21 protein-coding genes, 1 tRNA gene and 1 other RNA gene are annotated in these 26,727 nt (G+C 51.5%); 16 read left to right on the top strand and 7 right to left on the bottom strand.

All coding sequences use genetic code 11. The annotated features are described in order from the left end of the window. Positions 1-24 precede the first annotated feature (24 nt). The 6 genes from NOG13_RS08705 (at position 25) to pfkA (ending at position 8,293) form a co-directional block, all read left to right on the top strand. Positions 25-801 (top strand): phosphatase, encoded by a 777-nt coding sequence (locus NOG13_RS08705; RefSeq protein WP_283110163.1) that lies wholly within the window; start codon positions 25-27, stop codon positions 799-801. A 12-nt stretch (positions 802-813) separates the two neighbouring features. Further along, positions 814-1,722, top strand: coding sequence for a UDP-N-acetylmuramate dehydrogenase (murB, locus tag NOG13_RS08700; protein ID WP_283110162.1), 909 nt, complete (start codon positions 814-816; stop codon positions 1,720-1,722). A gap of 28 nt (positions 1,723-1,750) precedes the next feature. Further along, positions 1,751-2,611 carry an RNase adapter RapZ gene (gene rapZ / locus NOG13_RS08695; RefSeq protein ID WP_283110161.1) on the top strand — a complete coding sequence of 287 codons (861 nt, stop codon included), beginning with the start codon at positions 1,751-1,753 and terminating at the stop codon, positions 2,609-2,611. 12 nt (positions 2,612-2,623) lie between these two features. Next, on the top strand, positions 2,624-3,538 hold the full coding sequence (gene whiA, locus NOG13_RS08690; protein WP_283110160.1) for a DNA-binding protein WhiA: 915 nt from the start codon (positions 2,624-2,626) through the stop codon (positions 3,536-3,538). A gap of 110 nt (positions 3,539-3,648) precedes the next feature. Beyond that, positions 3,649-7,155: a DNA polymerase III subunit alpha gene (locus NOG13_RS08685; protein WP_283110159.1), complete on the top strand. Its 3,507-nt coding sequence runs from the start codon at positions 3,649-3,651 to the stop codon at positions 7,153-7,155. 169 nt (positions 7,156-7,324) lie between these two features. Continuing rightward, positions 7,325-8,293: a 6-phosphofructokinase gene (pfkA, locus tag NOG13_RS08680; RefSeq protein ID WP_283110158.1), complete on the top strand. Its 969-nt coding sequence runs from the start codon at positions 7,325-7,327 to the stop codon at positions 8,291-8,293. 91 nt (positions 8,294-8,384) lie between these two features. On the opposite strand, the gene NOG13_RS08675 is transcribed toward pfkA, so the two are convergent. Further along, a tRNA-Ile gene (locus tag NOG13_RS08675) sits at positions 8,385-8,461 on the bottom strand. Positions 8,462-8,615: 154 nt separating this feature from the next. On the opposite strand from NOG13_RS08675, the gene NOG13_RS08670 reads away from it, so the two are divergent. The 6 genes from NOG13_RS08670 to nrdD all read left to right on the top strand — a co-directional run bounded on the left by NOG13_RS08670 (position 8,616) and on the right by nrdD (position 13,910). Next, positions 8,616-8,900, top strand: coding sequence for a late competence development ComFB family protein (locus NOG13_RS08670; protein ID WP_283110157.1), 285 nt, complete (start codon positions 8,616-8,618; stop codon positions 8,898-8,900). Between the two features lie 139 nt (positions 8,901-9,039). Beyond that, a complete protein-coding gene (locus NOG13_RS08665; protein ID WP_283110156.1) occupies positions 9,040-9,360 on the top strand; it encodes a putative heavy metal-binding protein in 321 nt (106 codons plus the stop codon). 86 nt (positions 9,361-9,446) lie between these two features. Then, the gene (locus NOG13_RS08660; RefSeq protein WP_283110155.1) at positions 9,447-10,250 is read left to right on the top strand and encodes a M15 family metallopeptidase; all 804 of its coding nucleotides are present in this window, start codon (positions 9,447-9,449) and stop codon (positions 10,248-10,250) included. 78 nt (positions 10,251-10,328) lie between these two features. Beyond that, entirely contained in the window at positions 10,329-11,789 is a 1,461-nt protein-coding gene (gltX, locus tag NOG13_RS08655) for a glutamate--tRNA ligase (protein ID WP_283110154.1), read from the top strand. A 12-nt stretch (positions 11,790-11,801) separates the two neighbouring features. Further along, positions 11,802-13,484: a glutamine--tRNA ligase/YqeY domain fusion protein gene (locus tag NOG13_RS08650; RefSeq protein ID WP_283110153.1), complete on the top strand. Its 1,683-nt coding sequence runs from the start codon at positions 11,802-11,804 to the stop codon at positions 13,482-13,484. Positions 13,485-13,613: 129 nt separating this feature from the next. Next, a complete protein-coding gene (gene nrdD / locus NOG13_RS08645) occupies positions 13,614-13,910 on the top strand; it encodes an anaerobic ribonucleoside-triphosphate reductase (RefSeq protein WP_283110152.1) in 297 nt (98 codons plus the stop codon). 157 nt (positions 13,911-14,067) lie between these two features. Here nrdD and NOG13_RS08640 read toward each other — a convergent pair whose 3' ends face one another. From NOG13_RS08640 to NOG13_RS08630, 3 genes are all read right to left on the bottom strand, one after another. Continuing rightward, positions 14,068-14,622, bottom strand: a complete 555-nt coding sequence (locus NOG13_RS08640) for a hypothetical protein (protein ID WP_283110151.1) — start codon at positions 14,620-14,622, stop codon at positions 14,068-14,070. 73 nt (positions 14,623-14,695) lie between these two features. Next, complete coding sequence (locus NOG13_RS08635; RefSeq protein WP_283110150.1) at positions 14,696-16,441, bottom strand: ABC transporter ATP-binding protein; 1,746 nt, start codon at positions 16,439-16,441, stop codon at positions 14,696-14,698. After that, a complete protein-coding gene (locus NOG13_RS08630; RefSeq protein WP_283110149.1) occupies positions 16,438-18,168 on the bottom strand; it encodes an ABC transporter ATP-binding protein in 1,731 nt (576 codons plus the stop codon). Before NOG13_RS08630 ends, NOG13_RS08635 begins: the two co-directional genes overlap by 4 nt. A gap of 116 nt (positions 18,169-18,284) precedes the next feature. Here NOG13_RS08630 and NOG13_RS08625 point away from each other — a divergent pair, with 116 nt between their 5' ends. Then, positions 18,285-19,175: a LysR family transcriptional regulator gene (locus tag NOG13_RS08625; RefSeq protein WP_283110148.1), complete on the top strand. Its 891-nt coding sequence runs from the start codon at positions 18,285-18,287 to the stop codon at positions 19,173-19,175. Between the two features lie 569 nt (positions 19,176-19,744). Here the strand turns inward: NOG13_RS08625 and NOG13_RS08620 are convergent. Next, the gene (locus tag NOG13_RS08620; protein WP_283110147.1) at positions 19,745-20,242 is read right to left on the bottom strand and encodes a phosphatase PAP2 family protein; all 498 of its coding nucleotides are present in this window, start codon (positions 20,240-20,242) and stop codon (positions 19,745-19,747) included. 91 nt (positions 20,243-20,333) lie between these two features. On the opposite strand from NOG13_RS08620, the gene NOG13_RS08615 reads away from it, so the two are divergent. Next, positions 20,334-22,952 carry a calcium-translocating P-type ATPase, PMCA-type gene (locus NOG13_RS08615; RefSeq protein ID WP_283110146.1) on the top strand — a complete coding sequence of 873 codons (2,619 nt, stop codon included), beginning with the start codon at positions 20,334-20,336 and terminating at the stop codon, positions 22,950-22,952. A gap of 160 nt (positions 22,953-23,112) precedes the next feature. Here the strand turns inward: NOG13_RS08615 and NOG13_RS08610 are convergent, their stop codons facing one another. After that, a complete protein-coding gene (locus NOG13_RS08610) occupies positions 23,113-23,373 on the bottom strand; it encodes a helix-turn-helix domain-containing protein (protein WP_416200700.1) in 261 nt (86 codons plus the stop codon). A 397-nt stretch (positions 23,374-23,770) separates the two neighbouring features. Between NOG13_RS08610 and NOG13_RS08605 the strand changes: the two genes are divergently transcribed. Together NOG13_RS08605 and rnpB are read left to right on the top strand one after the other, a co-directional pair. Further along, a complete protein-coding gene (locus tag NOG13_RS08605; RefSeq protein ID WP_283110144.1) occupies positions 23,771-25,228 on the top strand; it encodes a nicotinate phosphoribosyltransferase in 1,458 nt (485 codons plus the stop codon). Between the two features lie 45 nt (positions 25,229-25,273). Continuing rightward, an RNA gene (gene rnpB, locus NOG13_RS08600) (RNase P RNA component class A) lies at positions 25,274-25,619 on the top strand. A gap of 77 nt (positions 25,620-25,696) precedes the next feature. Here rnpB and NOG13_RS08595 read toward each other — a convergent pair. Then, entirely contained in the window at positions 25,697-26,455 is a 759-nt protein-coding gene (locus tag NOG13_RS08595) for a sugar transferase (RefSeq protein WP_283111186.1), read from the bottom strand. Positions 26,456-26,727 lie beyond the last annotated feature (272 nt).

Here is a 26,727-nt window from a genome sequence, read left to right as displayed (position 1 = left end):
CGAAGGGAAAGCTGGAACAAAAAGATGAGACTTATCGCTGATACCCATACCCATACCATTGCTTCCACACATGCATACAGCACAGTTCAGGAAAATATCCATGCGGCAGCGCAGAAAGGCCTTTATGCCATCGCGATTACCGACCACGGCGTTCTGATGCCGGGAGCGCCCGGACCGTGGTATTTTACCTGCTTGAGAGGACTTCCGAGATATGTGGAAGGCGTTCTTGTCCTCCGCGGGGAGGAAACAAACATCATTGATGCGGAAGGCCATACCGACCTTCTCCCGGGCGACTTAAATTCGCTGGACTGGGTGGTTGCCTCCATTCATCCGCCGGTGTTCGGGCAGTATACCATTTGCGAAGACGGAACCTTCCGGAAGACTCCGTCCTCAAAACCTGCTTCCATCGAAGAAGTCACGAACGCATGGCTGAATATTGCGAAAAATCCTCACATTAACGTCATCGGCCACAGCGGAACTCAGGAGTATGTCTATGATTATGAAGCGGTCGTAAAGGAGTTCGCCAGAAACGGCAAGCTGGTGGAACTCAATGAAGCCACGTTTTCCGGCAGGAAAAGCTCTGTGCCGAACTGCAAAAAAATCATGGAACTCTGCAAGAAACACAGTGTTCCGATTATTGTGGACAGCGATGCACATTTTTCCACTTACATCGGCGAATTCCCAAACAGCCTGAGGCTGCTTGAGGAACTTGAATTTCCGGAGGAGCTTGTCGTCAATTCCAGTGCGGAGCGCTTTGAAGCCTACCTTAGAGAGTACACAAGCGTTTTCCGCGGCAAATAAACGGAGGGTCACATGAACGAAATAGAGAAGCTTGCGGAGTACGCCCGTTCACTTGGATGCGAGGCTGTCTTTAACGAACCGATGAGCCAGCACACCACATTCCGTATTGGCGGGCCTGCAGACCTGTTCCTTACCGTTGAAAATTTGCAGGCGCTGCAAAAGATATGCGCGCGTGCATTTGAAACAGGTGTGCGAGTGACCCCGCTCGGTAACGGTTCCAATCTGCTTGTGTCAGACCGCGGAATCCGCGGCGCCGTGATTCTGCTCAGCGGAGATTTCAAAAAAATATCCATGTGCGGCGAAACGTCCATTGTGTGCGGCGCAGGTGCATCCCTCGCGGCGCTTTGCGCCTTTGCGAGGGATCAGTCACTCACCGGAATGGAGTTCGCATGGGGAATTCCGGGTTCGGCGGGCGGCGCTGCCTATATGAATGCGGGTGCCTATGAACACTGTATGTCGGAGGTTATCACCTCCTGTTCGCATGTGACGCAGGACGGAACCTGCGGAACCATTTCCGGCAGCGACCTGCATTACGGATACCGCCACAGCGCATATTCCGAAAACGGATATATCATCACTTCGCTTCAGGTGCAACTGAAGCACGGCGACCGGGAAGCTATCACGGCGAGAATGGACGACCTTTTTAATCGCCGCAAAAGTAAGCAGCCGCTGGAACTTCCGAGTGCGGGAAGCGTCTTCAAGCGCCCTGCGGGACACTATGCAGGCACCCTCATTGAGCAGTGTGGCCTAAAAGGAAAACGCATCGGCGGGGCAGCTGTCAGCGAGAAGCACGCAGGCTTTATTGTGAACCTTGGCGGCGCAACCTGCGATGATGTGAAAAAACTGATTTCCTTGATTCAGGAAACCGTTCTGCGTGAGACAGGCGTAGAACTGGAATGTGAAATTAGAACTGCAGAATAGGGCTGCAGGAACGGATGAAGGAGAGACTATGGATTTTATCATTGTAACGGGACTTTCAGGAGCTGGGAAAACACGCGCAATCAACGCATTGGAGGACATCGGCTTTTTCTGTGCCGACAACATTCCGCCGCAGCTGATTCAGACATTTTATGAAATGGCGCAGCAGTCGCACGGTTCGCTGTCGCACGTTGCAGTCGTGACCGATATCCGCGGCGGCGATATGTTCTCCAAGCTGCTCTCTACGCTTGACCAGATGGACGCAGAGCGCAAAGTTTATAAAATCCTGTTTCTCGATGCCAGCGATTACGTCCTCATCAACCGGTTTAAAGAAACAAGGCGCAAACATCCGCTTGCAGAAAACTGCCTCGGATCGCTGGAACAGGCCGTCAAGCTGGAACGGGATGTACTTCGCCCCGTCAAGGAACGTGCGGATTACATCATTGATACTTCCTATCTTTCACCCGCTCAACTCAAAGAACGCATTTCGAGCTTGTTCCTCGGCGATGCTTCCGATGCCATGAAGATTCATTGCCTTTCGTTCGGCTTCAAATTCGGAATGCCTACGGAGGCCGACCTCGTGTTCGACGTAAGGTGTCTGCCGAACCCGTTCTATGTGGAGAACCTCAAACACCTGACAGGCCTCGACAAGCCGGTTCAGGACTATGTCCTGGGCTCCGAAGAAACAAAGGGCTTTGTTTCTCGTTTGTTCAGCCTCATTGACTACATGATTCCGCTCTACTGCAACGAAGGAAAAAGCCAGCTCGTGATTGCCATTGGCTGCACCGGAGGGCACCACCGTTCCGTTACGCTTGCACAGGTGCTGTATGAACACCTGATTGAGCAGAATCTGCGCGTGAGTGTCAACCACAGAGATATTCAAAGAAAGTAGCGGAGGTCCCAAATGTCGTTTGCGTCGGATACCAAAAACGAACTGTGCAGGATTGAGCCGCAGCGTTGCTGTCGAAAGGCGGAATGCTACGGCCTGCTTTTGTTCGGGCACAGCTTTTCCTTGCAGGGAGTGTCTCTGACGACGGAGAACCTTGCTACTGCGCGCCGCGCGGCTCAGTTCGCGGCTGAGGTAGCGGGAGCCGTTATGGATGTTTCAGCCCCGCAGGCACGCAAGAAGGATGCCGTGGTCTGCACGGTTTCCGCAGTCGGAGAGGAGGAAGCAAGGAAAGTCCTCGCCTGCTTTGGCCACACCGGCCACGAGATAAATTTGCATATTGGCTTTGCCAACATGGAAAACGACTGCTGCCAGGCAGCTTTTTTGCGCGGCGCGTTCCTTTCCTGCGGAACCGTAACGTCACCGGAACGTGAATATCGTCTGGAATTTGCTGTGCCGTACATGAACCTTGCAAACGACCTTGCCGGATGTATCCGCGACATTTTGGAACTTGACCTTGTTCCCCGCGTCTCGCGCAGAAAGGGCGCATTTGTTGTCTACATCAAGGGTGGTTCGCGGGTAGCGGACTTTTTGACGTTCCTCGGTGCACCGAACGCCGCAATGGAATTGATGCAGGTGCAGATGCTCAAAAACCTGCGCAACAACGTGAACCGCCAGACGAATTTTGAAACGGCGAATCTGGAAAAAACGGCATCCGCCGCGGCGCAGGAAGTGCTGGCAATCGAGAAGATTCAAAAACACGGAATGCTTGATGACCTGCCGGAAGACCTTCGGGAGCTTGCCGAACTGCGTTTGCAGAATCCGGATATGTCGCTGCGCGAACTCGGCAGTCAGCTTTCCGTTCCGCTGAGTCGTTCCGGTGTTCATCACCGGCTTCAGCGAATCCTCGCTTTTGCCGCAAAGCTTCGGTAGTGTTCCTGACGAGGTTCTGTAGGAGATGCTGGACTTATCTTCTGGTGCTGGGCAAATTCAGCACAAAGAAAAGAAGCGAGATTTTAGATTGAAAGGGTGTGTGCGCCGTTATGTTTGTCCATCTCCATGTGCACAGTGAATACAGCCTGCTTGACGGCGCCTGCCGCATTAAACAGTTGGTAGATACTGCTGCGGAGCGAAATATGCCCGCTGTTGCCATTACCGACCACGGCGTAATGTACGGCGCGATTGATTTTTACAAGGCTGCAAAAGCCCGCGGCATTAAGCCGATTATCGGCTGCGAAGTCTATGTGGCACAGCGCACGCGCTTTGACCGCGTCCATGAACTCGATTCCGAACATCGCCATCTGGTGCTGCTGTGCGAAAATGACACCGGCTACCGGAACTTGATTGCCATGGTGTCGAAATCTTGGACGGAGGGGTTCTATTCCAAGCCGCGCGTCGATTTTGAACTGCTTGAGCAGTACCATGAAGGTCTCATAGCCCTCTCGGCGTGCCTAGCGGGTGAGGTCGCGCGCGACCTCACTGCAGGGGACTATGAAGCCGCAAAGCAGGCTGCCCTTCACTATGACAGCATTTTCGGCAGGGGCAATTTCTACCTTGAGCTGCAGGACCACGGCCTACGGGAACAGAAAGCAATCAACCCCTCCATCATCCGCATCGCGCGCGAAACGGGAATTCCGCTTGTGGTCACGAATGACTGCCACTATATCAACCCCGAAGACAGCGAAATGCACCGCATTCTGCTTTGCATCCAGACGAACCATACTATCGAAGACAAAGACGGCATGGAGTTCGGCAGCGACCAGTTTTACTTCAAGACGGAAGAAGAGATGCGCGCCCTGTTCCCGCAGCTGCCGGAGGCCGCTGACAACACAGTGAAAATTGCCGAGCGCTGCAATGTGGAGTTTGAATTCGGCAAAACCAAGCTGCCTCGTTTCGATACGCCTACGGGCGAAGACAATGTCGCCTATTTTCGCCGCCTTTGCATGGAAGGCCTCATCCGCCGCTACGGAGAAAATCCAGACCAGTCGATTCGCGACAGGCTAAATTACGAGCTTGAAACGATTGAGAAGATGGGGTACGTCAACTACTACCTCATCGTGCACGATTTTGTCCGCCACGCCAAAGAAGTCGGTATTCCTGTCGGCCCCGGCCGCGGCTCGGGCGCTGGCAGCCTTGCGGCTTACTGCATTGGAATCACGGGCATAGACCCGATTCGCTACAATCTGCTGTTTGAACGCTTCCTGAATCCGGAGCGCGTCAGTATGCCGGATTTCGATATCGACTTTGCGGATGACCGCCGCCCGGAAATGATTGATTATGTGGTGAACAAATACGGCAGCGACCATGTGGCGCAGATTGTCACATTCGGCACCATGGCGGCAAGGGGCTCCATCCGCGACGTCGGCAGGGCGATGGCCATGTCGTACGCGGCGGTGGATGAAATTGCCAAGCTGATTCCCTCGGAGCTAAATATCACGCTTGATAAAGCTTTGGAGGCCTCCGGGGAGCTCAAACAGCGTTACGACTCCGACCCGCAGGTGAAAAAACTGATTGACATGGCGCGTCGGCTCGAGGGCATGCCGCGCAACGCCTCGACCCACGCCGCCGGTGTGGTTATCACCGATAGGCCTGTTTCGGAATATGTTCCGCTTGCCAAGAACGGCGATTCCGTTGTAACGCAGTACACCATGACGGCTTTGGACGAGCTTGGCCTGCTGAAAATGGACTTCCTCGGCCTGCGCAACCTTTCGGTTATCCGCAGGGCGCAGGATATGATTGAGAAACGGGAACCGGGCTTCCGCATTGAGAATATCCCGATGGACGACCATGAAGTCTTTGAGATGCTTGCTGCCGGAACGACGGACGGCGTGTTCCAGTTTGAATCCGGCGGAATGCGCAACGTGATGGTGCAGCTTCACCCGGAAAGCATTGAAGACCTCATTGCCGTTATTTCGCTTTACCGCCCCGGCCCGATGGAATCCATTCCGCGCTACCTCGAAAACCGCCATCATCCGGACAAAATCACATATCGCCATCCTCTCCTGAAGGATATTCTGAGCGTTACAAACGGCTGCATCGTCTATCAGGAGCAAGTGATGCAGATTTTCCGCACGCTCGCCGGTTATTCGCTCGGCCGTGCCGATATCGTGCGCCGCGCTATGAGCAAGAAGAAAAAAGATGTTATGGCGCGTGAAAAGGAGATTTTCATCCACGGTCTGACGGATGAGAACGGAAATGTCATCGTTGAAGGCTGTGTGCGCCGCGGCGTTGACGAAGCGACCGCCGAAGCCATTTACGGTGAAATGGCAAGTTTCGCTTCGTATGCGTTCAATAAGTCCCACGCTGCGGCTTACGCCGTTGTCAGTTACCAGACGGCGTACCTCAAGTGCCATTATCCGCGCGAATATATGGCTTCGCTGCTCACAAGCGTGCTGGATAATACCAATAAGCTTTCCACTTATATTGCCGAATGCCTGCGGCTGGGTATTCGCGTTCTTCCTCCCCATGTCAACGAGAGCGAGAGCGGCTTCACTGTCGCCGGAAAAGATATCCGCTTCGGGTTGCTCGCCATTCGCAATCTCGGCAGGGGCTTTATCGACCAGCTTGTGGCAGAGCGCAAGAAGAACGGACCATATACTTCTTTCTACGATTTTTGCAAGAGGATGTTTGATGGGCTGAACCGCCGCACACTGGAGAACCTTGTCAAGAGCGGAGCGCTGGACAATCTCGGGTTGAACCGCCGCCAGATGCTCACATCGGCAGAGTCCGTGCTCGACACCCTCGCCGAGAATAAAAAGCATAATGTAGAGGGACAAATCGGCTTTTTTGATGCGGCCCAAACGAACGGACAGGATGAATTCAAGGTTCCGCCCATGCCGGAACTCAGCATGAACGACCAGCTCGAAATGGAAAAAGAAGCAACCGGCATGTATCTTTCCGGCCATCCGATGGCGGCGTATGCCGGCAGGTATGCGGAGCTTCAGGCGGTGCGCATCGGCGATATTCTCGAGGAAGCAAAGGAAGGCAGCGGCAGCCTGCGCGACGGAGCTACCGTGAATGTGCTCGGAATCATCACCAAAGTCCAGCTCAAGGTGACGAAGAGCAACAGCACCATGGCCTTTGTTACGCTGGAAGACCTCTACGGCTCGATTCGTGTGCTCGTTTTCCCGAAATCGCTCACGGAATACGCCGGATTGATTGCCGAAGGCAAAATCCTGAAAGTGTCCGGGCGCATCAGTGTGCGGGACGAGAATGAGGTGGAACTCATCTGCCAGACCGTGCAGGAAATTCCGGCAGCGGGGCAGAGCGGTGCTGCGGCGCAGGAAAGCGCTCATCCGAACAGACGCCCGGGGCTTTATCTGAAAGTGCGCAGCAAGGACGACCCGGGTTACCGCAAGGCGATGCAGTATATCGCGATCTTTGACGGAGCAACTCCTCTGTATATCTATTTTTCGGAATCGAAAAAACTGATGGCGGCACCTCTCTCCATGCGCGTCAGCGTCAATGATGTCCTTCTGCGGGAGCTTCGGAAGGTCTTGGGCGAGAAAAATGTTGCCTTTGTAGAGAACATGCAACAAAAGTCCATATAGTAGATAGAATAATCCATATTTTCGCGTTGCTTGAGTTTTGCCTTATCGCTTATAATAAAAATGTAGGTTTCAATCATACCGCATTACAGCCGTACTTTTGGATGCGACAAATTGTGGTATGCTTCGGAACAGTTCGACAGGGATAATGCAAACAATAGGAGGAATCAGCATGGCGCTAAAATCCATTGCCGTTTTGACCAGCGGCGGCGACGCTCCCGGCATGAATGCTGCTGTGCGCGCAGTTGTCAGAACAGGCATTTCTTACGGAATGCGAGTGGTAGGAGTCTTAAGAGGTTACAACGGCCTGCTGAACGGTGACGTTATGGAAATGAATCTCCGTTCGGTTTCCGATATCATTCACCGCGGCGGAACGATTCTCTATACGGCACGCAGCCCCGAATTCAATACACCGGAAGGTGTGCAGAAGGCGGCGGATAACTGCCGCAAAATGGGCATTGACGGTGTCGTTGTCATCGGCGGCGACGGTTCGTTCCGCGGAGCACGCGACCTGACAAATGCAGGCATTCCTTGCATCGGAATTCCGGGTACCATCGACAACGACATTGCGTCGAGCGAATACACCATCGGTTTTGACACGGCCATGAATACCGCCGTTGAGATGGTAGACCGTTTGCGCGATACCATGGAGTCCCACGACCGCTGCAGTGTCGTGGAAGTTATGGGCCGCAGGTGCGGCGACCTCGCTTTGCAAACCGGTATTGCGGTTGGTGCAACGAGCATCCTTGTGCCGGAAATTCCGTACGATTTCCAGAGAGATATTATCGACCGCATGACTTTCACCCAGAAAACCGGCAAAAAGCACTTCATCATCATTGTTGCCGAGGGTGTCGGCGGCGTTGACAAGCTGGCAAAGGATATTGAACAGGCTACGGGCATTGAGACGAGAGCAACGGTTCTCGGCCATGTGCAGCGCGGCGGCTCGCCGACTCTTCGCGACCGTGTCGTCGGAAGCCAGATGGGTGCGATAGCCGCAAAGAAACTGTATGAAGGTTACAGCAACCGTGTTATTGTCATGCGCGGCGGCCGCATTGTTGACCTCGATATCACCGAGGCACTGAACATGAAGCGCGTATTTGACAAGGAACTGTATGATATCGCTTTGCGTATTTCCATCTGACTGAAATTTTTGCAGCAGCTTGATGTTTTTTCTTCGGCATCAGCTAAATGAAAAAATCCCGCTGAAAAGAATTTTCAGCGGGATTTCTTTTTGGTGGGCCATCAGGGACTCGAACCCCGGACCGACCGGTTATGAGCCGGCTGCTCTAACCAACTGAGCTAATGGCCCATGCGTCAAGACAACGCTAACAGTATAGCACAGGCACAAAAAAAGTTCAATCCGTAACGATAGATTCTTTAAATCGACATTTACTTTTCTTTCTGGAAATGTTATATTTACAGTGAAAATATTTTCCAAATGCATCGAGATTGGGGGGAGCTGGATGAACAAAGTTGTTCATAATGTCATGGAGGAATACGTCCAGCAGACACTAAATGAGGTGTGGGACAGCCTCGACTGCTGTAAGTGCGACCAGTGCAAAACGGATATTATGTCTCTGGCACTCAATCAGCTGAAACCGCATTATGTCAGCACGGAGCTTGGAAAAGCGTTCGTAAAAGTAAACACCATGTCCAGCCAGTTTGAAATTGATATTCTGACTGCCATTTACGAGGCAGCGAAAATCGTAAAAGAGAATCCCCGCCACGGAAAGAAACAAGCAAAATAGTTCTTGGGTTTGTACCGGCTGCACAGTTCCATAGGCACTCACTTCTGGGTGCCCGTTTTTTATACCAATCGGTTCCGGCAACAGCGAAACAAATTGCCTCATAGGATAAAGTATCAACGAAATTACAAGGAGGATATTTATGATTATTACAACAACCCCATCCGTGGAAGGCAAACACATTACGAGATATTACGGCATTGTCTGCGGTGAGGTCGTCGCGGGTGTCGACTTTGTGCGCGATTTAGCAGCCGGTATCAGCAACTTTTTTGGAGGCCGCTCCGGCTCCTATGAAGATGAACTGATTCGGGCGCGTGATGAAGCCATCAACGAAATGGGCAGGCGCGCGGATGCGATGGGGGCCAATGCGATTGTCGGCGTAAAGCTCGACTACGAGGTTCTCGGCGCAAACAACGGCATGCTCATGGTTTCCGCTTCCGGAACCGCAGTGCACATCGAGTAACCAGCGGAGCAAAAATTCCTTACAACCGAATGAAATGACACAAATCCCCCGATACTATCCATGGACAGAGTTAGGGGGATTTTGTGATGAAGAAAATTTTTCTGCATGCTGTCGCTTATGTGCTGCTGATTGTCGGCGGCATTTTCGTGTGTACCTTTTTGCTTTCCACCGCTTACGATGCAGGAGTGCGTTCGGCGCAGCTCGCCGCGTTGTCTTCTACAGCGGCTCAAAAGACCTCTGTATCGCAGGCAGCGTCCCAGACCGATGCGACGTCAGGGGCGGATTCATCAACGCAAATATCGTCTGCCGTAGCGACGGTAACACAGAATCCACAGAATCGCTGCCTTGTTCTGGTTGGGCCGGGCAATCCGTTCCCATCGTGGTATCAGCCCGAACTGACGGAGATTTTTGGAATCAAGGTTGACAAGGCGGTAGTCCAGCCGTTTACCGAAATGCGGACCGATGCCTCAAAAGACGGCATCGCTCTCTGGATTTCCTCAGGCTACCGGAGCGATTCGGAGCAGAGCACCCTCTTTCAGCGCGAGGTGGAGCAGTACGCGAAAACGTCACCCACCTATTCGGAAGCAGTCGCCGCCGCCGAACATTCCGTCGCAAAACCCGGTTTCAGCGAGCATGCCACGGGGTTAGCGATTGACCTCAACGGGGTCGAAGATGATTTCGACAGAACGCCGGCATTCCGCTGGCTGCAAAAGCATGCACACGAATACGGTTTCATTCTTCGCTACCCCAAGGATAAAGAGAATGTTACCAACATCAAGTACGAGCCGTGGCATTACCGCTATGTCGGAACAGAGGCCGCAGCGGCCATGAAAAAGTCCGGCCAGTGTTTAGAGGAGTATATCGCCGGAAAAACAAGTACCTCTCGTTGATTCTGCGGTGTATCTTTGCTATAATTAACAATACGGCGTTTGCCGCAATTTATTGGGGAAATGTCAGGAGGAAAATTCATGCCGGAGAAAGTTCGGACAAGGTTCGCCCCGAGTCCGACGGGCTTCATGCACGTCGGCAACCTGCGGACGGCACTTTTTGAATACCTGATCGCAAAATCAAACGGGGGAGACTTTGTACTCCGCATTGAGGATACCGACCGGGAACGTTATGTTGAGGGCGCTGTGAACGTTATCTACCACACACTCGAACAGGTCGGCATAAAGCACGATGAAGGGCCGGATATCGGCGGCGAGTACGGCCCCTATGTGCAGAGCGAGCGCAAAGAGATTTACAAAAAATACGCGGAGCAGCTCGTGAAGGAAGGCAAAGCCTACTACTGCTTCTGCTCCAAGGAGCGGCTTGACGCGCTGCATGAGAACAAGGGCGAAAACGGCGGAGGCTATGACCGCCACTGCCGCAATCTGCCGAAAGAAGAAGTGGAACGCCTTTTGGCTGCCGGAACGCCGTATGTCATCCGCCAGAAGATGCCCACAGAAGGCTCCACCACCTTCAACGATGTGGTCTACGGGCCAATTACCATCGAAAACAAGGAACTGGAAGACCAAATCCTGCTGAAGTCTGACGGATTCCCAACCTATAACTTCGCGAACGTCATTGACGACCATTTGATGAAAATTACGCATGTGGTGCGCGGGTGCGAATATCTGACCTCCACGCCGAAATATAACCTGCTTTATGAAGCCTTCGGGTGGGAGGTGCCGACTTACATCCACCTTCCGCTGATTATGGGCAAAAATGCGGACGGTTCCGTTTCCAAGCTGTCCAAGCGCCACGGCTCAACCGGATTTGAGGATCTCGTAAAAGAAGGATACCTGCCGGAAGTGATTGTGAACTACATAGCGCTTCTAGGCTGGTGCCCGAAAGACAATCGCGAGATTTTCACGCTGGATGAGCTGATTCAGAATTTCTCGATTGATGGAATCAGCAAATCGCCGGCCGTGTTTGACTATGAAAAACTCCAGTGGCTCAACGGAGAATATCTGCGTGCCATGACGCCGGAGGAGTTTACCCGCCGTGCGATGCCGTATTACAAAGAAGTTTTCCCAAAGGACGAGCGCCCGTGGGATGTGCTGACGATGATTCTGCAGCCCCGTGTCACTCGGCTGACGGACATCCCCGAAATGCTCGGCTTTTTCCGGGAACTTCCGGATTACCCCGTAGAACTGTTCGTCAACAAAAAGAGCAAAACGACGCTCGAGAATTCGGCAGATATGCTGAAAGCTGCCATTCCGGTGCTCCAGAATCTGCCTGAGTGGACGCTGAATGCGATTCATGACTCCATGATGGATCTTGTGCCCAAGCTCGGGGTTAAGAACGGTACCCTCCTGTGGCCTGTGCGCATCGCTGCGTCAGGGCAGCTGGTAACCCCGGGCGGGGCGTTTGAAATCCTCTGCATCCTCGGTAGGGAAGAATCCCTCAGACGGTTGAATCTCGGACTGAAAAAATTAGGTGCATAAGGAGTCTGCAAGATGAGCGAAGAAATCGTAACAAACGGAGCGGAAGAAAGCTCCGGCAACTTTATCCATACCCTGATTGAAAAGGACATTGCACCCGGCGGAAGATTTGAGGGAAAACGAGTGCACACGCGTTTTCCTCCGGAACCGAACGGATATCTGCACATCGGTCACGCCAAAGCGATTTGCATTGATTTCGGCACAGCGGAAAAGTACGGCGGTTTGTGTAATCTTCGCATGGACGACACAAACCCCACCAAGGAAGACGAGGAGTATGTCGAAGCCATCAAGGAAGATATCAAGTGGCTCGGTTTCGACTGGGAAGACCGCTTTTACTATGCTTCCGATTACTTCCCGAAGATGTACGAACTTGCGGTGGACCTCATCAAACGCGGCCTTGCCTATGTGTGCGAACTTACACCGGAGCAGATGCGCGAATACCGCGGTGATTTGACGCACCCGGCCATCAGCCCATACCGTGATCGTCCGATTGAAGAAAGCCTTGACCTTTTCCGCCGCATGAGAGATGGGGAGTTTGAAGACGGAAAAATGACGCTGCGGGCGAAAATCGACCTCGCGTCAGGCAACTTCAATCTGCGCGACCCGGTCATCTACCGCATCAATCATCAGCCGCACCACCGCACAGGAACAACGTGGTGCATTTACCCGATGTACGACTTTGCGCACCCGATTGAAGACGCCCTGGAAGGCGTGACACATTCGCTCTGTTCTCTGGAATTTGAGGATCATCGCCCGCTTTACGATTGGGTGATTGAACATGTCAATCTGCCTTCCAAACCGCGTCAGATTGAATTTGCACGCCTCAACATCAACAACACCGTCATGAGTAAGCGCAAGCTGCGCAGACTTGTGGAGGAAGGTTATGTTTCCGGCTGGGACGATCCGCGTATGCCGACCCTTTGCGGCCTTCGCCGCCGCGGATATACGCCGGCATCCATTCGCAATTTCTGCGAACGCATCGGTGTGGCCAAGGTCAACAGCACGGTTGACTACGCATTTTTGGAGCATTGCCTGAGGGAAGACCTCAATGAAAACGCCCGCCGCGCAATGGCCGTGCTGGACCCAATCCGTCTTGTCATCACCAATTACCCCCAAGGGAAAACGGAGACCTTTGAGCTGGAAAACAACCCGCAGAAGCCTGAGGCCGGCACGCGTAGCGTTACGTTCTCCCGCGAACTGTGGATTGAACGCGAGGATTTCATGGAAGTCCCCGAGAAGAAATACTTCCGTCTGTTCCCCGGCAACGAGGTTCGCCTGAAAGCGGCGTACGTCGTCAAGTGCACCGGCTGTGAAAAAGACGCCGACGGCAATGTTACAACCGTCTACGCCGAATATGACCCCGCAACTAGCGGCGGCAATACGCCCGACGGCCGCAAGGTGAAAAGCACGATTCACTGGCTCGATGTCAAAACGGCAATTGACGCAGAAGTACGCCTCTACGATAGGCTCTTTACCGTTCCGAACCCGGAAGACGGCGATTACATTAATGAACTGAACCCGAATTCCCTAATTGTACGAAAGGGCTGCAAGGTGGAACCTTGGCTTGCCGATGCAAAGAAGAACGAGTCGTTCCAGTTCCTGCGGCATGGTTACTTCTGTGCCGATAACCGCGATTTTACGCATGACCACCCTGTTTTCAACCGTTCAGTCTCCTTGAAAGACAGTTACAAGAAATAAATATCCTGTGTAAAAAATGCCCGGCTCGTCCGGGCTTTTTTACTGCACTGGATTACAATATATAGGATTTAATATTGACAAATGATACTATATGCTGTATACTTGGTGCAGCTGAAAGGAGAATGAACCATGGTAGGAACAATTGTGGAAAAAGATAAGATTACAGTCGAAGGCGGGGAGGCCTCCGAGAAGGAACTGGAAGCATATCTCAATCATATTGCTGAGCAGTACCCGAACCGCAAGCTCAAATATCTGAATGTGAAACTGGATGGCGAGTATGCCGATTTGAGTTACGAGTTTGAGCCGGTTCCGTTTGAAAGGGTCCGCCGCATTACTGGTTATTTGGTAGGAACCATGGACCGCTGGAACAACGCGAAACGCGCCGAAGAGCGTGACCGCGTCCATCATAGCGTTTCCTGCTGCTAACTTCCTGACAACAAAAGTGCAGGCATCCATTTTGGGTGCCTGCACTTTTTTCGCAGTCATTTAGCGGAAATCAGTAGAAATCGGTCGAAATGGTTGGTACATTAGCAGGAATATTTTTCTTTGCAGGAGCAATATGGCGCACAGAATTTTGTTCGCTTTAGGGAATGACTTCATCCGGCCGGAAGCACAGGCCGTCTAAAGTAACACAGATGCCCTCTTTTGTGGTGACCGTGTCGAAATTGTATGAGGTCACATGGAAACCGGAACGTGTCATCAGGTCAATCAGCCGCGTCCTGTCTTTGCCGAGGCTGCCGAGGTAGACGCAGCCAATGCCTTGTCTCAGCGCGTCGTAAATGTCTTCCCGAAATCCGGGGTATTCATTGTAGAGCAGCCGGTAAGCACGGTAGGCTTTTACGGCTTCAAAGAGGAAATCGCGTGTTACGGTGCGAAGTGTGTAACTCTTTTTTTGTGTGGTCAGAACGGCATCCAGACTGCTGTAAGTACAGTATTCTAGAAAATACTTTCCTTGATATTTCGTAACGGAAACACTGCGCTTTTCCATGCCGCGCCGAAAATAATAGACGACACAAGGGACATAGTCTTTGGACTGGGTGTCGAGCACGTTGTAACCAGGGTCTCCCATGCCGAAGCCTACAATGTGTCGAATGATACCGACGCTTGGGACAAGCATCTTGTCGATGTATTGAGCCATCCATTTCCGCCCCTTTCATTTTGCACCTATTATACCTGTTTCAATTATATATTCCAAAAAATAACATGTAAAGCTATTCTGGAGAATTCATTTGGCGGAATTGACTGTTGTAGAGTTTCGCATAGCTTCCGTTTTTTTGAAGGAGCTCCTCGTGTGTTCCGCTTTCCACAATGCGGCCGTGATCCATGACAAGAATTTTGTCGGCTGTCAATACGGTGGAAAGCCGGTGTGCAATTACAAAGCTTGTTCTTCCTTCGGTCAGGGCGGAGAAGGCTTTCTGAATCTTTACCTCCGTGTAGGTGTCAATGTTGCTTGTCGCTTCGTCAAGAATCAGCATGGGCGGATTTGCCAGCATGACGCGGGCGATGGTCAGCAACTGTTTCTGTCCCTCAGAAATGTTGCCGCCTTCGGCGGAAATCACGGTGTCGTAGCCGTTTTCAAGGCGGCGGATGAACCCGTGGGCACCGGCTTCTTTGGCGGCGCGGATAACTTCCTCGAGGGTCGCATTCGGCTTTGCATAAGCGATGTTCTCCCGGATGGTGCCGTCAAACAGCCATGTGTCCTGCAGAACCATGCCAAACAGGGAACGCAGGTCGTCGCGCTTCATTCTGCGGATATCAACGCCGTCAATGCGAATTTCTCCCGCTTGAACGTCATAGAAGCGCATGAGAAGATTTACCAGTGTCGTTTTGCCGGCCCCCGTATGGCCCACAATGGCAATGCTGCTGCCCGGCGCAACGTCAAGGTCGAAGTGCTCAATCAGCTTTTGGTCGGGCGTGTAGGAGAATGATACATCGCGGAATTCCACATGGCCGCTACAGCTTTCAAGATGCACCGCAGGTTCGGGGTCCGGGATTTCGGGTTTCAGGTCGAGGATGCGGAAAACGCGCTGTGCCGATGCTGCGGCAGACTGCATCTGCGCAAGCACGTTGGTAATGTCGTTGAACGGCTTTGCAAAAAGCACGGCGTAAATCAGAAAACTCGAAATGCCGCCAGCGGTCAGTTCGCCGCGGATAGCGGCAAGACTGCCGAAAACGCCTACAACCGTGTAAGCAATGTTGTTGACCACACGGGTGGATGGATTGGAGAGCGAAGAAATAAACTGGGACTTCACGCCGGTTTCATACAGCCTTGCATTAATCTCGCGGAATTTTTCCATCGCGCGCGGCTCATAGCGGAAGGCCTTAACAACTTTGTGCCCTTCGATGATTTCCTCCGCATAGCCGTTCAGTTCGCCGAGGCAGGACGCCTGCTCCTTGAACATCTTCTGGGAATGTGTGGTGATAAACCGCGCGGTAAAGAAGGAGGCGGGGGCGGAAAGAATGACAATCAAAGTCATCCACGGGTTCAGAGTGAGCATGAATACAATGGCGCCCAAGATGGTGAACACGCCCTGCAGAAGTGCCATAAAGCCCTGCAGAAGGCCGTCTGCGATGATGTCAACGTCGTTGATGAAGCGGCTCACCGTATCGCCGCGTGCGTTTCGGTCGTAGAATTCGAGCGGAAGGGTATTCAGCTTGTCAAACAGGGAGCGGCGCAGGCGGTTGACCGTACGGTAGGAGATTTTGTTCGTCAGGTAGTTGAGAAGCCATAGAAAGAAGTTCGAGCTGAAGTAAACAAGCAGAAGGAGCAGAAGCACGTGCGTCACCGATTCCAAACGGCTGCCTTCGGCATTTACCATGTCGTCGATTGCCCGCCCGACCAGCAACGGGGCGAACAGCGCGCACACCGAGCTGACGAGTGCGCTGAATGCGGCAAGAAGCAGGGAGGCTTTGTACTGACTGACGTATTGGAATAATCGCAAAAAAGTCTTTTTCATTTCATCGCCTCCTCGTCCGTCATCTGGGATAGGCAGATTTCGCGGTATGTCTCGCAGTTCTGCATCAGCTCGCGGTGCGTGCCGATGCCTACGATTTCTCCGTCATCAAAAACGAGAATCCGGTCTGCATCTCGGACGATGCCGATGCGCTGCGACACAAGAAGAACCGTTTGCGTCCTGCTGTTTTCCCGAATAGCCCTGCGTAAGTTTGCGTCGGTGAGAAAATCAAGCGCACTGGAGGCGTCGTCCAGAATCAAAATTTCCGGGTCGGAAACAAGCGCACGAGCAATGGTCAGGCGCTGGCGCTGCCCGCCGGAAAAGTTCGCTCCGCCGCGCTCTACTTTGGAGTCATAGCCCTCCGGCAGTTTTTCAATAAATTCCGAGGCCTGCGCGATTCTTGCCGCCTTCTCTACGGCTTCGCGGCTGGCGTTTGGGTACCCCCAGCTGATGTTTTCGGCCACGGTTCCGGTAAAGAGAAGCGCATGCTGCGGCACCATGCCGATTTTTGCGCGCAGCTTTTCAAGCGGATACTGTTCCACCGGCACTCCGTTGACAAGAACGGTTCCCGAGGTTACGTCGTAAAAGCGAGGAATCAGGCTCACAAAGGTGGATTTCCCCGAGCCTGTCCCTCCGATGATGCCAATGGTTTCGCCGCGCCGAATCGTGAGATTGATATTTTCGAGTGCGTGCTCGCCGGTTTTGTGATACCCGAACGATACATTTCGGAACTCGATTGCCGGCGCGTCGGGATTTTCCGAAGGCTCCACAGCAGGGCTTTGCATATCCGGCAGTGTGTCCAAAATTTCGTTGATGCGTGCGGCGGAGGCCATGGATTTCGTAATGATAAGAATTAGGTTGGAGACAACGAGCAGCGCCAGAAGGATCTGGTTCGCGTAGTTGATGAACGCAATGATCTGCCCCTGCGAAAGATTGCCGAACTGAATCCGGATATTTCCCTGCCAAAGGAGCACAATAATCACGAGATTGACTGCCATCGAAGTCATCGGGTTGAACAGAGATGAAATTCGGGCAATGGCGAGGCCGTTTTCCGTCAGGTCGTCATTCGATGCACGGAAGCGGCCCGTCTGCTGCTCGGTTTTGGAAAACGCCCGAATGACGCGGATGCCGGAGAGAGTTTCCCGAAGAACAGAGCCGAGCGAATCGAGCTTTTTCTGGTAGCTGCGGTACAGCGGCGCGGTCTTGGAGGTAATAAACCAGATAATTGCCGCCAACACCGGCGTGGCAGCAAGCAGAATCAGCGCAAGGTGCCAGTCCAGAAAAAACGCCATGATGATGGAGCCGATGCAGATAAACGGCGCGCGAATCATCAGGCGAATCATCATGGCAACGAACACCTGAAGCTGGTTGATATCGTTTGTGATGCGGTTTGTGAGCGTCGGTGCGCCGAATTTATCGGACTGCTTGAACGAATAGGAGAGAATCCGTTCAAACACGGCGTTGCGCAGGTCGGTTCCGAAGCCCTGGGAAGCGTGCGCCGCAAGGTATTGGCAGACGAGCGCACAGCCGTACCCGAACACCGCCATCAGAATCATAAGGCCGCCCTTTTGCAGTACATAGTTCGCGTCTTTTTGGTCAACGCCCTCATTGATAATCGTCGCCATAATCGTTGGCAGCAAAAGCTCAAAGCAAGCCTCGAGAAATTTAAAAATTGGTCCGATAATGCACTCTTTTCGGTATTTTTTTAAGTAAACAAGAAGTTTCCCCACAAAATTCACCCCATTATGATACAAAAGCTATTATACCCGCATCCGAGATATATTGGAAATACTAAAATTCATGGTATAATATACGAAAAAAGTATACCTATGAAATGGGGAATACCATGACTCTGAAGCAGTTGCGCTATTTTACAACGGTCGCGGAGGAGCGGCAGATTACCGCAGCAGCGCAGAAATTGCACATTGCACAGCCGCCGCTGAGCCATCAGCTTGCCATACTGGAAAATGAGCTGGGGGTTCTTTTGCTGAAGCGCGGCCCGCACGGTGTGGAACTGACCGATGCCGGTGAGCTGTTCTGCCGCAGGGCAAAACAGATTCTAGACATGGCGGCTTCCGCAGTGCGTGAGGCGGAGAGCTTCGGCAAAGGAATGCACGGGGTGCTTTCCATCGGTGCCGTGTCCTCCTCCGGCGGAACGGTGCCTTGCCCGGAGATGCTGGCTTTCACGAAGGATTACCCAGAAGTGCGTTTTGAAATCCATGAAGGGAATACATACGCAATTATTGAAATGCTGGAAAAGGGAATCATCGACCTTGGCGTGGTGAGAACTCCATTTCAGGCAGAGCGGTTTCACTGTTGCTTCTCGCGGCCCGAACCGATGGCTGCGGTCACTACGCCCGAGCGTTCGCTCGGCGGAGAAAACGGTGTAACGCTGGAGGAACTTTCCCGCCATCCGCTGATTCTTTACCGCAGGTTTGAGGGACTGATTCGCGAGACGTTTGCTTCAAAGGGGCTTCCGCTCAACATCTGCTGTTTGAATGACGATGCCCGTACAACCTACACATGGGCCATGAAGGGCTTTGGAGTGGGAATTCTTCCGCTTTCTGAGCTTACCGTCCTTAACCCGCATGGGCTGATTTGCCGCACCATTCAATGTGAACGTCTCGTGACGCAAATTGCGGTGATTTGGGAAAAAGGGCGCTACTTGTCGCCGCTTGCCCGCCGATTCGTAGACTTGTTCCGCTCCGGTGTTGGAAAACCGGAAAACTGCCCATAAACACAACAAAGGTGTCCGGCTTACGCCGGACACCTTTGTTATACGGGGTAGAAAGTTTAGTGTAGTTCATGATTGACACATAATTTCCTGCATGGCTGCATAACGCAAATCTTCCATAATTTCGGGTAAATTCTCAGGGAAAACGGAGCACCTTCGGAGCATGTATGCAATGTCAAGCGTTTCAGAAAGTTTAGACGAAACAAAACAGTTCGCGCTATTCACGTTGTTTTCGACAATTCGGATACTATAGCCTTTTCTCCGATTTCCAAACACAAAATATTTGACATTCACCCCCGGAATGTCTGCATTGCCAACAAACTTTACCAAAGTTCCGCCTCCTCTTTTCAGTGAAAAATATTCACAAATAGGTGATAAAGTACTTCTATTTTATTCCAATATTTTTGCAAAATCAATAGAAAAATGGGGATTTTTCTTCCAATTTAATGCAAATTTAGAATAACCGCAAAATAATCGGTAAAAAAGAAAAGATTGTTTATATCTTGTGTCTCTCGGAAAAGTTTCGCAAAAAAAAGCCGCGCAAAAGCGCGGCAGAAAGGGAAATTGAAAATTCAGAATTGATATAACAGCATGATGAGAAAAGCACACGCAACACCGAGTCCTGCACCAATCAGTGTGTCGGAAGGGTAGTGGACAAAGAGAAATACCCTTGAGAAGGCGATGCCGAACGCTAGAAAGAACGCGGCAATGGCAAACTGTTTTCCGGCCAAGCAAAGAATGGTGGCTGCTGCAAACGAGGTTGCAGAATGACCGGATGGGCACGAGTATCCGCTCGGGGTATGGATGAGAAGTGTTTTGCCGGGATATGTCACAAACGGGCGGGGGCGCCCGATAATCGGTTTTAGGATTTGGCTGATGAGGTGCGAAAGTGCAAGAGCAAAACAAAGCATCAGCGCTTGCTGGCGTTGATGGGGAAAAACAATAAGGTAAAGTGCAAAACTGAACCAAACCGCGCCGCCGTTTCCCAACCGTGAGAGGAGAGTGAAAATGAAATCCGTGAATCGGTTATGGCAGTGATCCTGCACATAATTCAAAATTGTTACGTCCATACGTCATCCTCCGCAGTCTTTATACCGCTTATTATACCATATTTTATGTCCAATGCGAATATACATAATTAAAAACTGGAGATGATGAACATTGGATTGGCAGAACCTGACCGTAGAGGAATGCGCAAAAAGGCTGAGCACCAGCACGAAGGTCGGGCTGTCCGCCAGACAGGCGGAAAGACGTTTGCGGGAATACGGTGCAAACGAATTGACCCCGCCAAAGAAACAAAACCTCTTTGTCCGCTTCCTGGCGCAGTTCTGCGACTTCATGGTTATCATCCTGCTGGTGGCTGCGGCAATTTCATTCGCTGTTTCTTATTGGCAGCAAGACGGCGATTACATCGATTCCATTATCATTCTTGCGATTGTAACGGTCAATGCGATTATCGGAGTGATTCAGGAAAGCCGCGCGGAACGTGCGATTGAGGCGCTTCGGAAGATGTCCAGCCCCACGGCCCATGTGGTGCGGGACGGAAAAGAAGTCGTCATTGATGCCTCGAAGCTCGTACCCGGCGACTTGGTAGTTCTCAAGGCCGGCGACTTGGTTCCTGCCGATTTGCGGATTACGGAATCGTATGACTTGCAGGTAGAGGAAAGTGCGTTAACGGGGGAAAGCCTGCCCGTGCACAAAGTCGCTGACATCGTTTTGCCGCCCAAAACGCCCATCGGGGATTGCCGTAATCTGCTGTTTTCCGCTACTGCCGTAACGGGAGGCCGCGGCAAAGGAATTGTGACGGAAACCGGCATGCATACGCAGGTGGGTCGGATTGCCGGAATGATAGGCAGTCAGACGCCGCCTCAGACACCGCTCCAGCGAAAACTGGCACAGACGGGAAAATACCTTGGCATCGGCGCACTTGTTATCTGCTTTGCCATCTTTGTTATGGGTTTGATTCAGCATGTTCCCCCGCTTGAAATGTTCCTGATATCCATTAGCCTTGCCGTAGCGGCTATTCCGGAGGGGCTGCCTGCCGTCGTTACCATTACGCTTTCCATCGGCGTCCGACGCATGGCAGCAAAGCGTGCCATTGTGCGGCGTATGCCTGCCGTGGAAACGCTCGGCAGCGCAAGCGTGATTTGCTCCGACAAAACGGGAACGCTCACCATGAACCGCATGACGGTGGCGGAACTTCGCAATGCGGAAGGGGAGCTGGCGCTCGGTTCTCCGGAAGCAAAACGCCTTCTGCGCCTCGCTGCACTTTGCACCGACTGTGAAATTACGCCGAAAGGCAGTATCCGGGGCGACCCAACGGAAACCGCAATCGTAAGAGCGGTCTCCCCGTCGGATTATTTGCACGACCGAAACAAATACCGCCGTGTCATGGAAGTGCCGTTTTCCAGCACACGCAAGCGCATGACGACCATCCACCGTATGGAGGGAGGCGGGTATCTCGCGGTAACAAAAGGAGCGCCGGACCTGCTTTTCCCGCTCTGTGTTTCGGGTGCAGCACCGCGGCAGAATGATATCATGGCGTCGAAAGCCCTGCGTGTTATCGGTGTCGCATACCGCAAGCTGGATACGCTTCCCGCAAAAGCAGAAGATGCGGAACGGGATATGATATTCGCGGGGCTAATCGGCATGGAAGACCCGCCGCGTCCGGAAGCTGCCGCTGCTGTGGAGACCTGCAAAAGGGCCGGCATCCGCCCGGTCATGATTACCGGCGACTATGCGGCAACCGCTGCGGCCATCGCCATGAAGCTCGGCATCGCGAAAAGTACCCGAGAGGTTCTCTCCGGCTCACAGCTTGACCGTATGTCGGATGGAGAGTTGGCACGGAAAATCTATGATTACAGCGTATTTGCGCGCGTATCGCCGGAACATAAGGTTCGTATTGTACGGGCCTACCAGTCACACGGGGAAGTCGTCGCCATGACGGGCGACGGCGTCAACGACGCACCTGCTCTGCGCGCAGCGGATATCGGCTGTGCCATGGGCAAAAGCGGAACCGAAGTCGCAAAATCTGCTGCGGACATGATTCTGACGGACGACAACTTTGCGACAATTGTCGCTGCCGTGCGGGAGGGACGCGGCATCTATGATAATATCCGCAAAACGGTACATTTCCTGCTGAGCTGCAATATCGGCGAAATCTTAGCTGTTTTTGTCAGCTTCCTGCTTCGGCTTCCGCTGCCGCTTGCGGCAATTCAGCTTTTGTGGGTGAACCTCGTCACGGATTCTTTGCCTGCGCTTGCCCTCGGTGTGGAGCCGCTTGACCCCGGCATTATGGACCGCAAACCGGTTCGGCGCGGCGAAAGTATCTTCTCCGGAGGAATGGCGTACAATATCGTCGTCGAAGGCTGCCTCATCGGTGCGCTTTCTTTGCTGGCGTACAGCATCGGCAGAGTCTTTTTCGACGTTGCCCCCGGTTCGCCGATTGTGGGCAGAACGATGGGATTTGCAGTCCTGAGCCTCTCACAGGTTGTGCATACCTTTAATGTCCGCACAGAGCGTTCTGTGTTTGATAAACAGCTTACGCCGAACCATAAGCTGCTTCCCGCGGCGATTCTTTGCACCCTGATGCAGGCTGCTGTCATCGCCATACCTCCGCTCGGGGCAATCTTCAAAACATCTGCGCTGAATCTGACGGAATGGCTTGTCGTAGCGATTCTGTCCCTTGCGCCGCTTGCGGTCATCGAACTGGAAAAGGCCGTTCTGCGCATCCGAGCAGAGTATCGCAAAACCTCCCGGAAAAAACTGATTGCAGGATGAGTTGACTAGATGGTAGAAAAGCGCTACAATGTCTTTACACCAATATTGACATTATCCAAAATTTACTATTTGCGAATATTTCGTGTATGATAACAGCTTGAAACTTCAAAAAAACAAACGCTCCGCGAATGCGGAGCGTTCCTTTCACATGAAGCGATCGTTACTTTTCTTCTCTTCCGAGAAGCCAGTCAACGGAAACATTCAGAATGTTAGCAAGAGCAGAAAGCTCATAGTCCGTTACGTAACGGATTTGTCCTTCCAGTTTAGAAAGACCGGAAGCGTTCATGTCAATACCGTTGACTTGAAGTTGAGCCAGCAATTCTTTCTGCTTCATGCCTTGATTTTTGCGTGCCATTTCCACGCGGGCGCCCACCAAATTGCGAGTGCCTAATGCCTGTTTGCGCAGTCTCAAATCATTCATCTCCTCACAAAAATTGGTTGCAGATTGACTACCGCTTTTCCACAAAACATTTGCAACAAAAGTCATCGGATTACTTTCAAAATAGTCAGATGCTGATGTCTTCCGTTGTCATTTAATAGTATAATACGTTTTTAGTATTCTTACAACAAATAATTGGATTATTTTCACACAAAAAAGAAAAATGTCAAAATTTATATTACAATATGTGAAATATGCATAGCGGCTTTTCTTATTTTATCAAAAAGAGAATTTAATTATTCAGAAGATTATTTAAATTTCCTCAGACCACTTATTGATTAATCGAATGTTGGAGCTTTTTTGACTTCACTCTATAATATGAAAGCAGGTACACAGAGGGCAACCGAAACTCATGAATCTTTTTTAGGGGGACTTATCAATGAAAAACAAGGAACCGATTAAAACGAATCTGACGATGCTTACGGATTTCTACGAGCTCACCATGGCAAACGGATACTTTGAAAACGGCTTTAAGGATAAGATTGTTTATTTTGATATGTTTTTCCGTGAGCTTCCTGACGGCGGCGGCTTTGCCATTATGGCGGGCGTACAGCAGCTGATTGAGTATCTCAATAATCTCACTTTTACCGAAGATGATATCGCTTATCTGCGCAGCTGCGGCATCTTCAGCGAGGAGTTCCTGTCGTATCTTGCCAATTTCCATTTTACCTGCGATGTCTGGGCTGTTCCGGAAGGAATGCCGATTTTCCCGGGTGAACCAATTATCACCGTGCGCGGACCGGCAATACAGGCACAGTTTGTGGAGACGATGATTCTACTCACCATCAACCACCAGAGCTTGATTGCAACAAAGGCGAACCGCATTTGCCGCGCTGCGAACGGAAGGCCTGTCATGGAGTTCGGTTCCCGCCGCGCACAGGGGCCTGACGGAGCCGTCCTTGGAGCTAGAGCGGCGTATATCGGCGGTTGCTGCGGTACAGCATGCACCCTCTGCGGAAAGGAATACGGCATTCCGGCGCTCGGAACCATGGCGCACAGCTGGGTTCAGCTGTTCGATAGCGAGCTGGATGCATTCCGCGCTTATGCGCGCCAATATCCGCAAAACTGCACCCTGCTTGTTGATACTTACAATGTCCTAAAATCCGGTGTTCCAAACGCAATCCGCGTTTTCCGCGAAGAAATTGTTCCCCGTGGGTACCGTCCGGCAGGAATTCGGATCGACAGCGGTGACATCACATACCTGTCGCGAAAAGCCCGCAGAATGCTTGACGATGCTGGCTTCCCGGATTGCAAAATCTGTGCCTCCAATTCCCTTGACGAATATATTATTCGAGATATGCTTACTCAAGGGGCATGCGTTGACATCTTTGGCGTCGGCGAGCGCATGATTACGTCTTCAAGCCATCCGGTTTTCGGCGGAGTCTACAAGCTCTGCGGCGTGGAAGACGAAGAGGGCAATGTGATACCGAAAATTAAAATTAGCGAGAACGTAACAAAGATTACGACTCCCGGTTTCAAAACAATTTATCGTTTATACGATAATGAAACCGAAAAAGCAATTGCCGACGTTATCACGTTGTTCGGCGAGAAAATAGACACCGAGCATCCCTATGTGATTTTTGACCCGGATTTTGTCTGGAAGAAGAAAACCCTTACCAACTTTAGGGCTGTTGAGATTCGCAAACAAATTTTCCGCAACGGACGCTGCATTGTTGAGAAACGCCCGCTAAAAGAGATTCGAGAGTATTGTTTCCGTCAGGTGGATACGCTTTGGGAAGAAGTCAAACGCTTTGAGAATCCGCACCGTTATTATGTGGACCTTTCTCCGAAGCTCTGGAATCTGAAGAACGAAATGATTTCAAAATATTCCAGCTGAAAAACATTGACAAGATTCCCCGAGAAGGTTATAATCGCTAATGCGTGAGCAGGTCGGGCAGCCGCGGACGCAGCGCGAAAGTGCGCGCCCGAGGAAAGTCCGAGCCCCACAGGGCAGAATAGCGGCTAACGGCCGCCGGGGGCGACCCCAGGGAAAGTGCAACAGAGATATACCGCCGCTTTTGCGGCAAGGGTGGAAAGGCGGGGTAAGAGCCCACCAGCGCACAGGAGACTGTGCGGCTATGCAAACCCTATTCGGAGCAACACCGCAGAGGGACATATAACGCTTGCCCGGCGTGTCCCGAGAAGGTGGCATTGAGCCGCGGTGGCAACACCCGGCCAAGATAGATGGCTGTCCAAGACAGAACTCGGCTTATAGACCTGGTCACAGAAAAAAGACGCGGAGATTTTTCTCCGCGTCTTTTTTCATGTTGCGTTTGCGTGCAACATTTTATCGGTGCTAAGTCGGTTATGTTCTCACGTTATCGCTTTGTGAAAAATCTTTTGATTCAGAAGAAGCATCGGAATTTCCGCGGAATGCCGAATCCCCTTCCGAGATTCCATCTCGTTTTAACACAGCTTTAATTGTCTGGAAAAAGATTTTGCAATCCATCTTAAAGGAAAAGGAATGAAGATATTCTTCGTCATAACGGATTTTTTGTCTCTGCGAAACAAGGTCACGTCCGTTGATTTGTGCAAGACCAGTAAGCCCCGGACGGAGATAGTAAATACCTCTCTGCATTCTGCCTGTGTGAATCTCTGTCTCCGAGAGAATCAATGGACGCGGCCCGATAAAGCTCATATCGCCGTGCAGAATGTTGATCAACTGAGGAAGCTCATCCAGACTTGTCACGCGGAGGAAACGCCCCACAGGTGTTATATATTGGTCCGGATTATGCAGTTTGCAGGTCGCCACATTAGGGGCACTGCAGTACATCGTGCGGAATTTATAAACGAGAATTGTTTTTCCAAATTGTCCCATTCGTTTCTGACGGAACAATACTGGACCGCGTGAAGTGGCTTTAACTATTAAAGCTATTGTTAAGAAAAGAGGCGAAAGAAGCAGTAATAGCAGACTGGAAAGAATGATATCTAAAGCGCGTTTTACAACACAGTATCTCCGTTGGCTGGGTGTAAATGAAATGGACGGATATAATTTTAAGTCGGCTACCTTATGTGAATTTTTAATATCATAAGCAATCGTTTGAGGTGAAGGCGAAACGGGCATATTCAATCCCCCTGTTCCTTTGAAAAGAGACTGTTTTCAGATTTCTTTTTGGTTGATGGAGAGAGCAAAATCATCGAAGAAAAGGTTAAAGGACAAACCTAAGGTATTTTATACTAATAGCTTGTTTAAAGCAAGGGGAAAAACAGGAAAGAGAAATATGAAATAGCTTATATTCAGAAATAAAGAGGAAAATATTTCATCTGCGGAACACTGCCGCAATATATGTATCAAAAAAGGCTTGCATGAAAGCAAAATTTATGGTAAAATTCAAG

The organism is Thermocaproicibacter melissae (assembly GCF_024498295.1).
Lineage (GTDB): Bacteria > Bacillota > Clostridia > Oscillospirales > Acutalibacteraceae > Thermocaproicibacter > Thermocaproicibacter melissae.
The sequence above is the reverse complement of the archived record's forward strand: the minus strand, read 5'-3'. Positions and strand labels throughout refer to the sequence as shown.

Coding starts and splice junctions, on each gene's coding strand:
- NOG13_RS08610 (WP_416200700.1), bottom strand. CDS start 23,373: ATGAATGATTTGAGACTGCGCAAACAGGCATTAGGCACTCGCAATTTG.
- NOG13_RS08620 (WP_283110147.1), bottom strand. CDS start 20,242: ATGGACGTAACAATTTTGAATTATGTGCAGGATCACTGCCATAACCGA.
- NOG13_RS08665 (WP_283110156.1), top strand. CDS start 9,040: ATGATTATTACAACAACCCCATCCGTGGAAGGCAAACACATTACGAGA.
- NOG13_RS08705 (WP_283110163.1), top strand. CDS start 25: ATGAGACTTATCGCTGATACCCATACCCATACCATTGCTTCCACACAT.
- rapZ (WP_283110161.1), top strand. CDS start 1,751: ATGGATTTTATCATTGTAACGGGACTTTCAGGAGCTGGGAAAACACGC.
- NOG13_RS08640 (WP_283110151.1), bottom strand. CDS start 14,622: ATGGCTCAATACATCGACAAGATGCTTGTCCCAAGCGTCGGTATCATT.
- whiA (WP_283110160.1), top strand. CDS start 2,624: ATGTCGTTTGCGTCGGATACCAAAAACGAACTGTGCAGGATTGAGCCG.
- pfkA (WP_283110158.1), top strand. CDS start 7,325: ATGGCGCTAAAATCCATTGCCGTTTTGACCAGCGGCGGCGACGCTCCC.
- NOG13_RS08625 (WP_283110148.1), top strand. CDS start 18,285: ATGACTCTGAAGCAGTTGCGCTATTTTACAACGGTCGCGGAGGAGCGG.
- NOG13_RS08605 (WP_283110144.1), top strand. CDS start 23,771: ATGAAAAACAAGGAACCGATTAAAACGAATCTGACGATGCTTACGGAT.
- NOG13_RS08660 (WP_283110155.1), top strand. CDS start 9,447: ATGAAGAAAATTTTTCTGCATGCTGTCGCTTATGTGCTGCTGATTGTC.
- NOG13_RS08670 (WP_283110157.1), top strand. CDS start 8,616: ATGAACAAAGTTGTTCATAATGTCATGGAGGAATACGTCCAGCAGACA.
- NOG13_RS08685 (WP_283110159.1), top strand. CDS start 3,649: ATGTTTGTCCATCTCCATGTGCACAGTGAATACAGCCTGCTTGACGGC.
- murB (WP_283110162.1), top strand. CDS start 814: ATGAACGAAATAGAGAAGCTTGCGGAGTACGCCCGTTCACTTGGATGC.
- NOG13_RS08650 (WP_283110153.1), top strand. CDS start 11,802: ATGAGCGAAGAAATCGTAACAAACGGAGCGGAAGAAAGCTCCGGCAAC.
- gltX (WP_283110154.1), top strand. CDS start 10,329: ATGCCGGAGAAAGTTCGGACAAGGTTCGCCCCGAGTCCGACGGGCTTC.
- NOG13_RS08595 (WP_283111186.1), bottom strand. CDS start 26,455: ATGCCCGTTTCGCCTTCACCTCAAACGATTGCTTATGATATTAAAAAT.
- NOG13_RS08635 (WP_283110150.1), bottom strand. CDS start 16,441: ATGAAAAAGACTTTTTTGCGATTATTCCAATACGTCAGTCAGTACAAA.
- nrdD (WP_283110152.1), top strand. CDS start 13,614: ATGGTAGGAACAATTGTGGAAAAAGATAAGATTACAGTCGAAGGCGGG.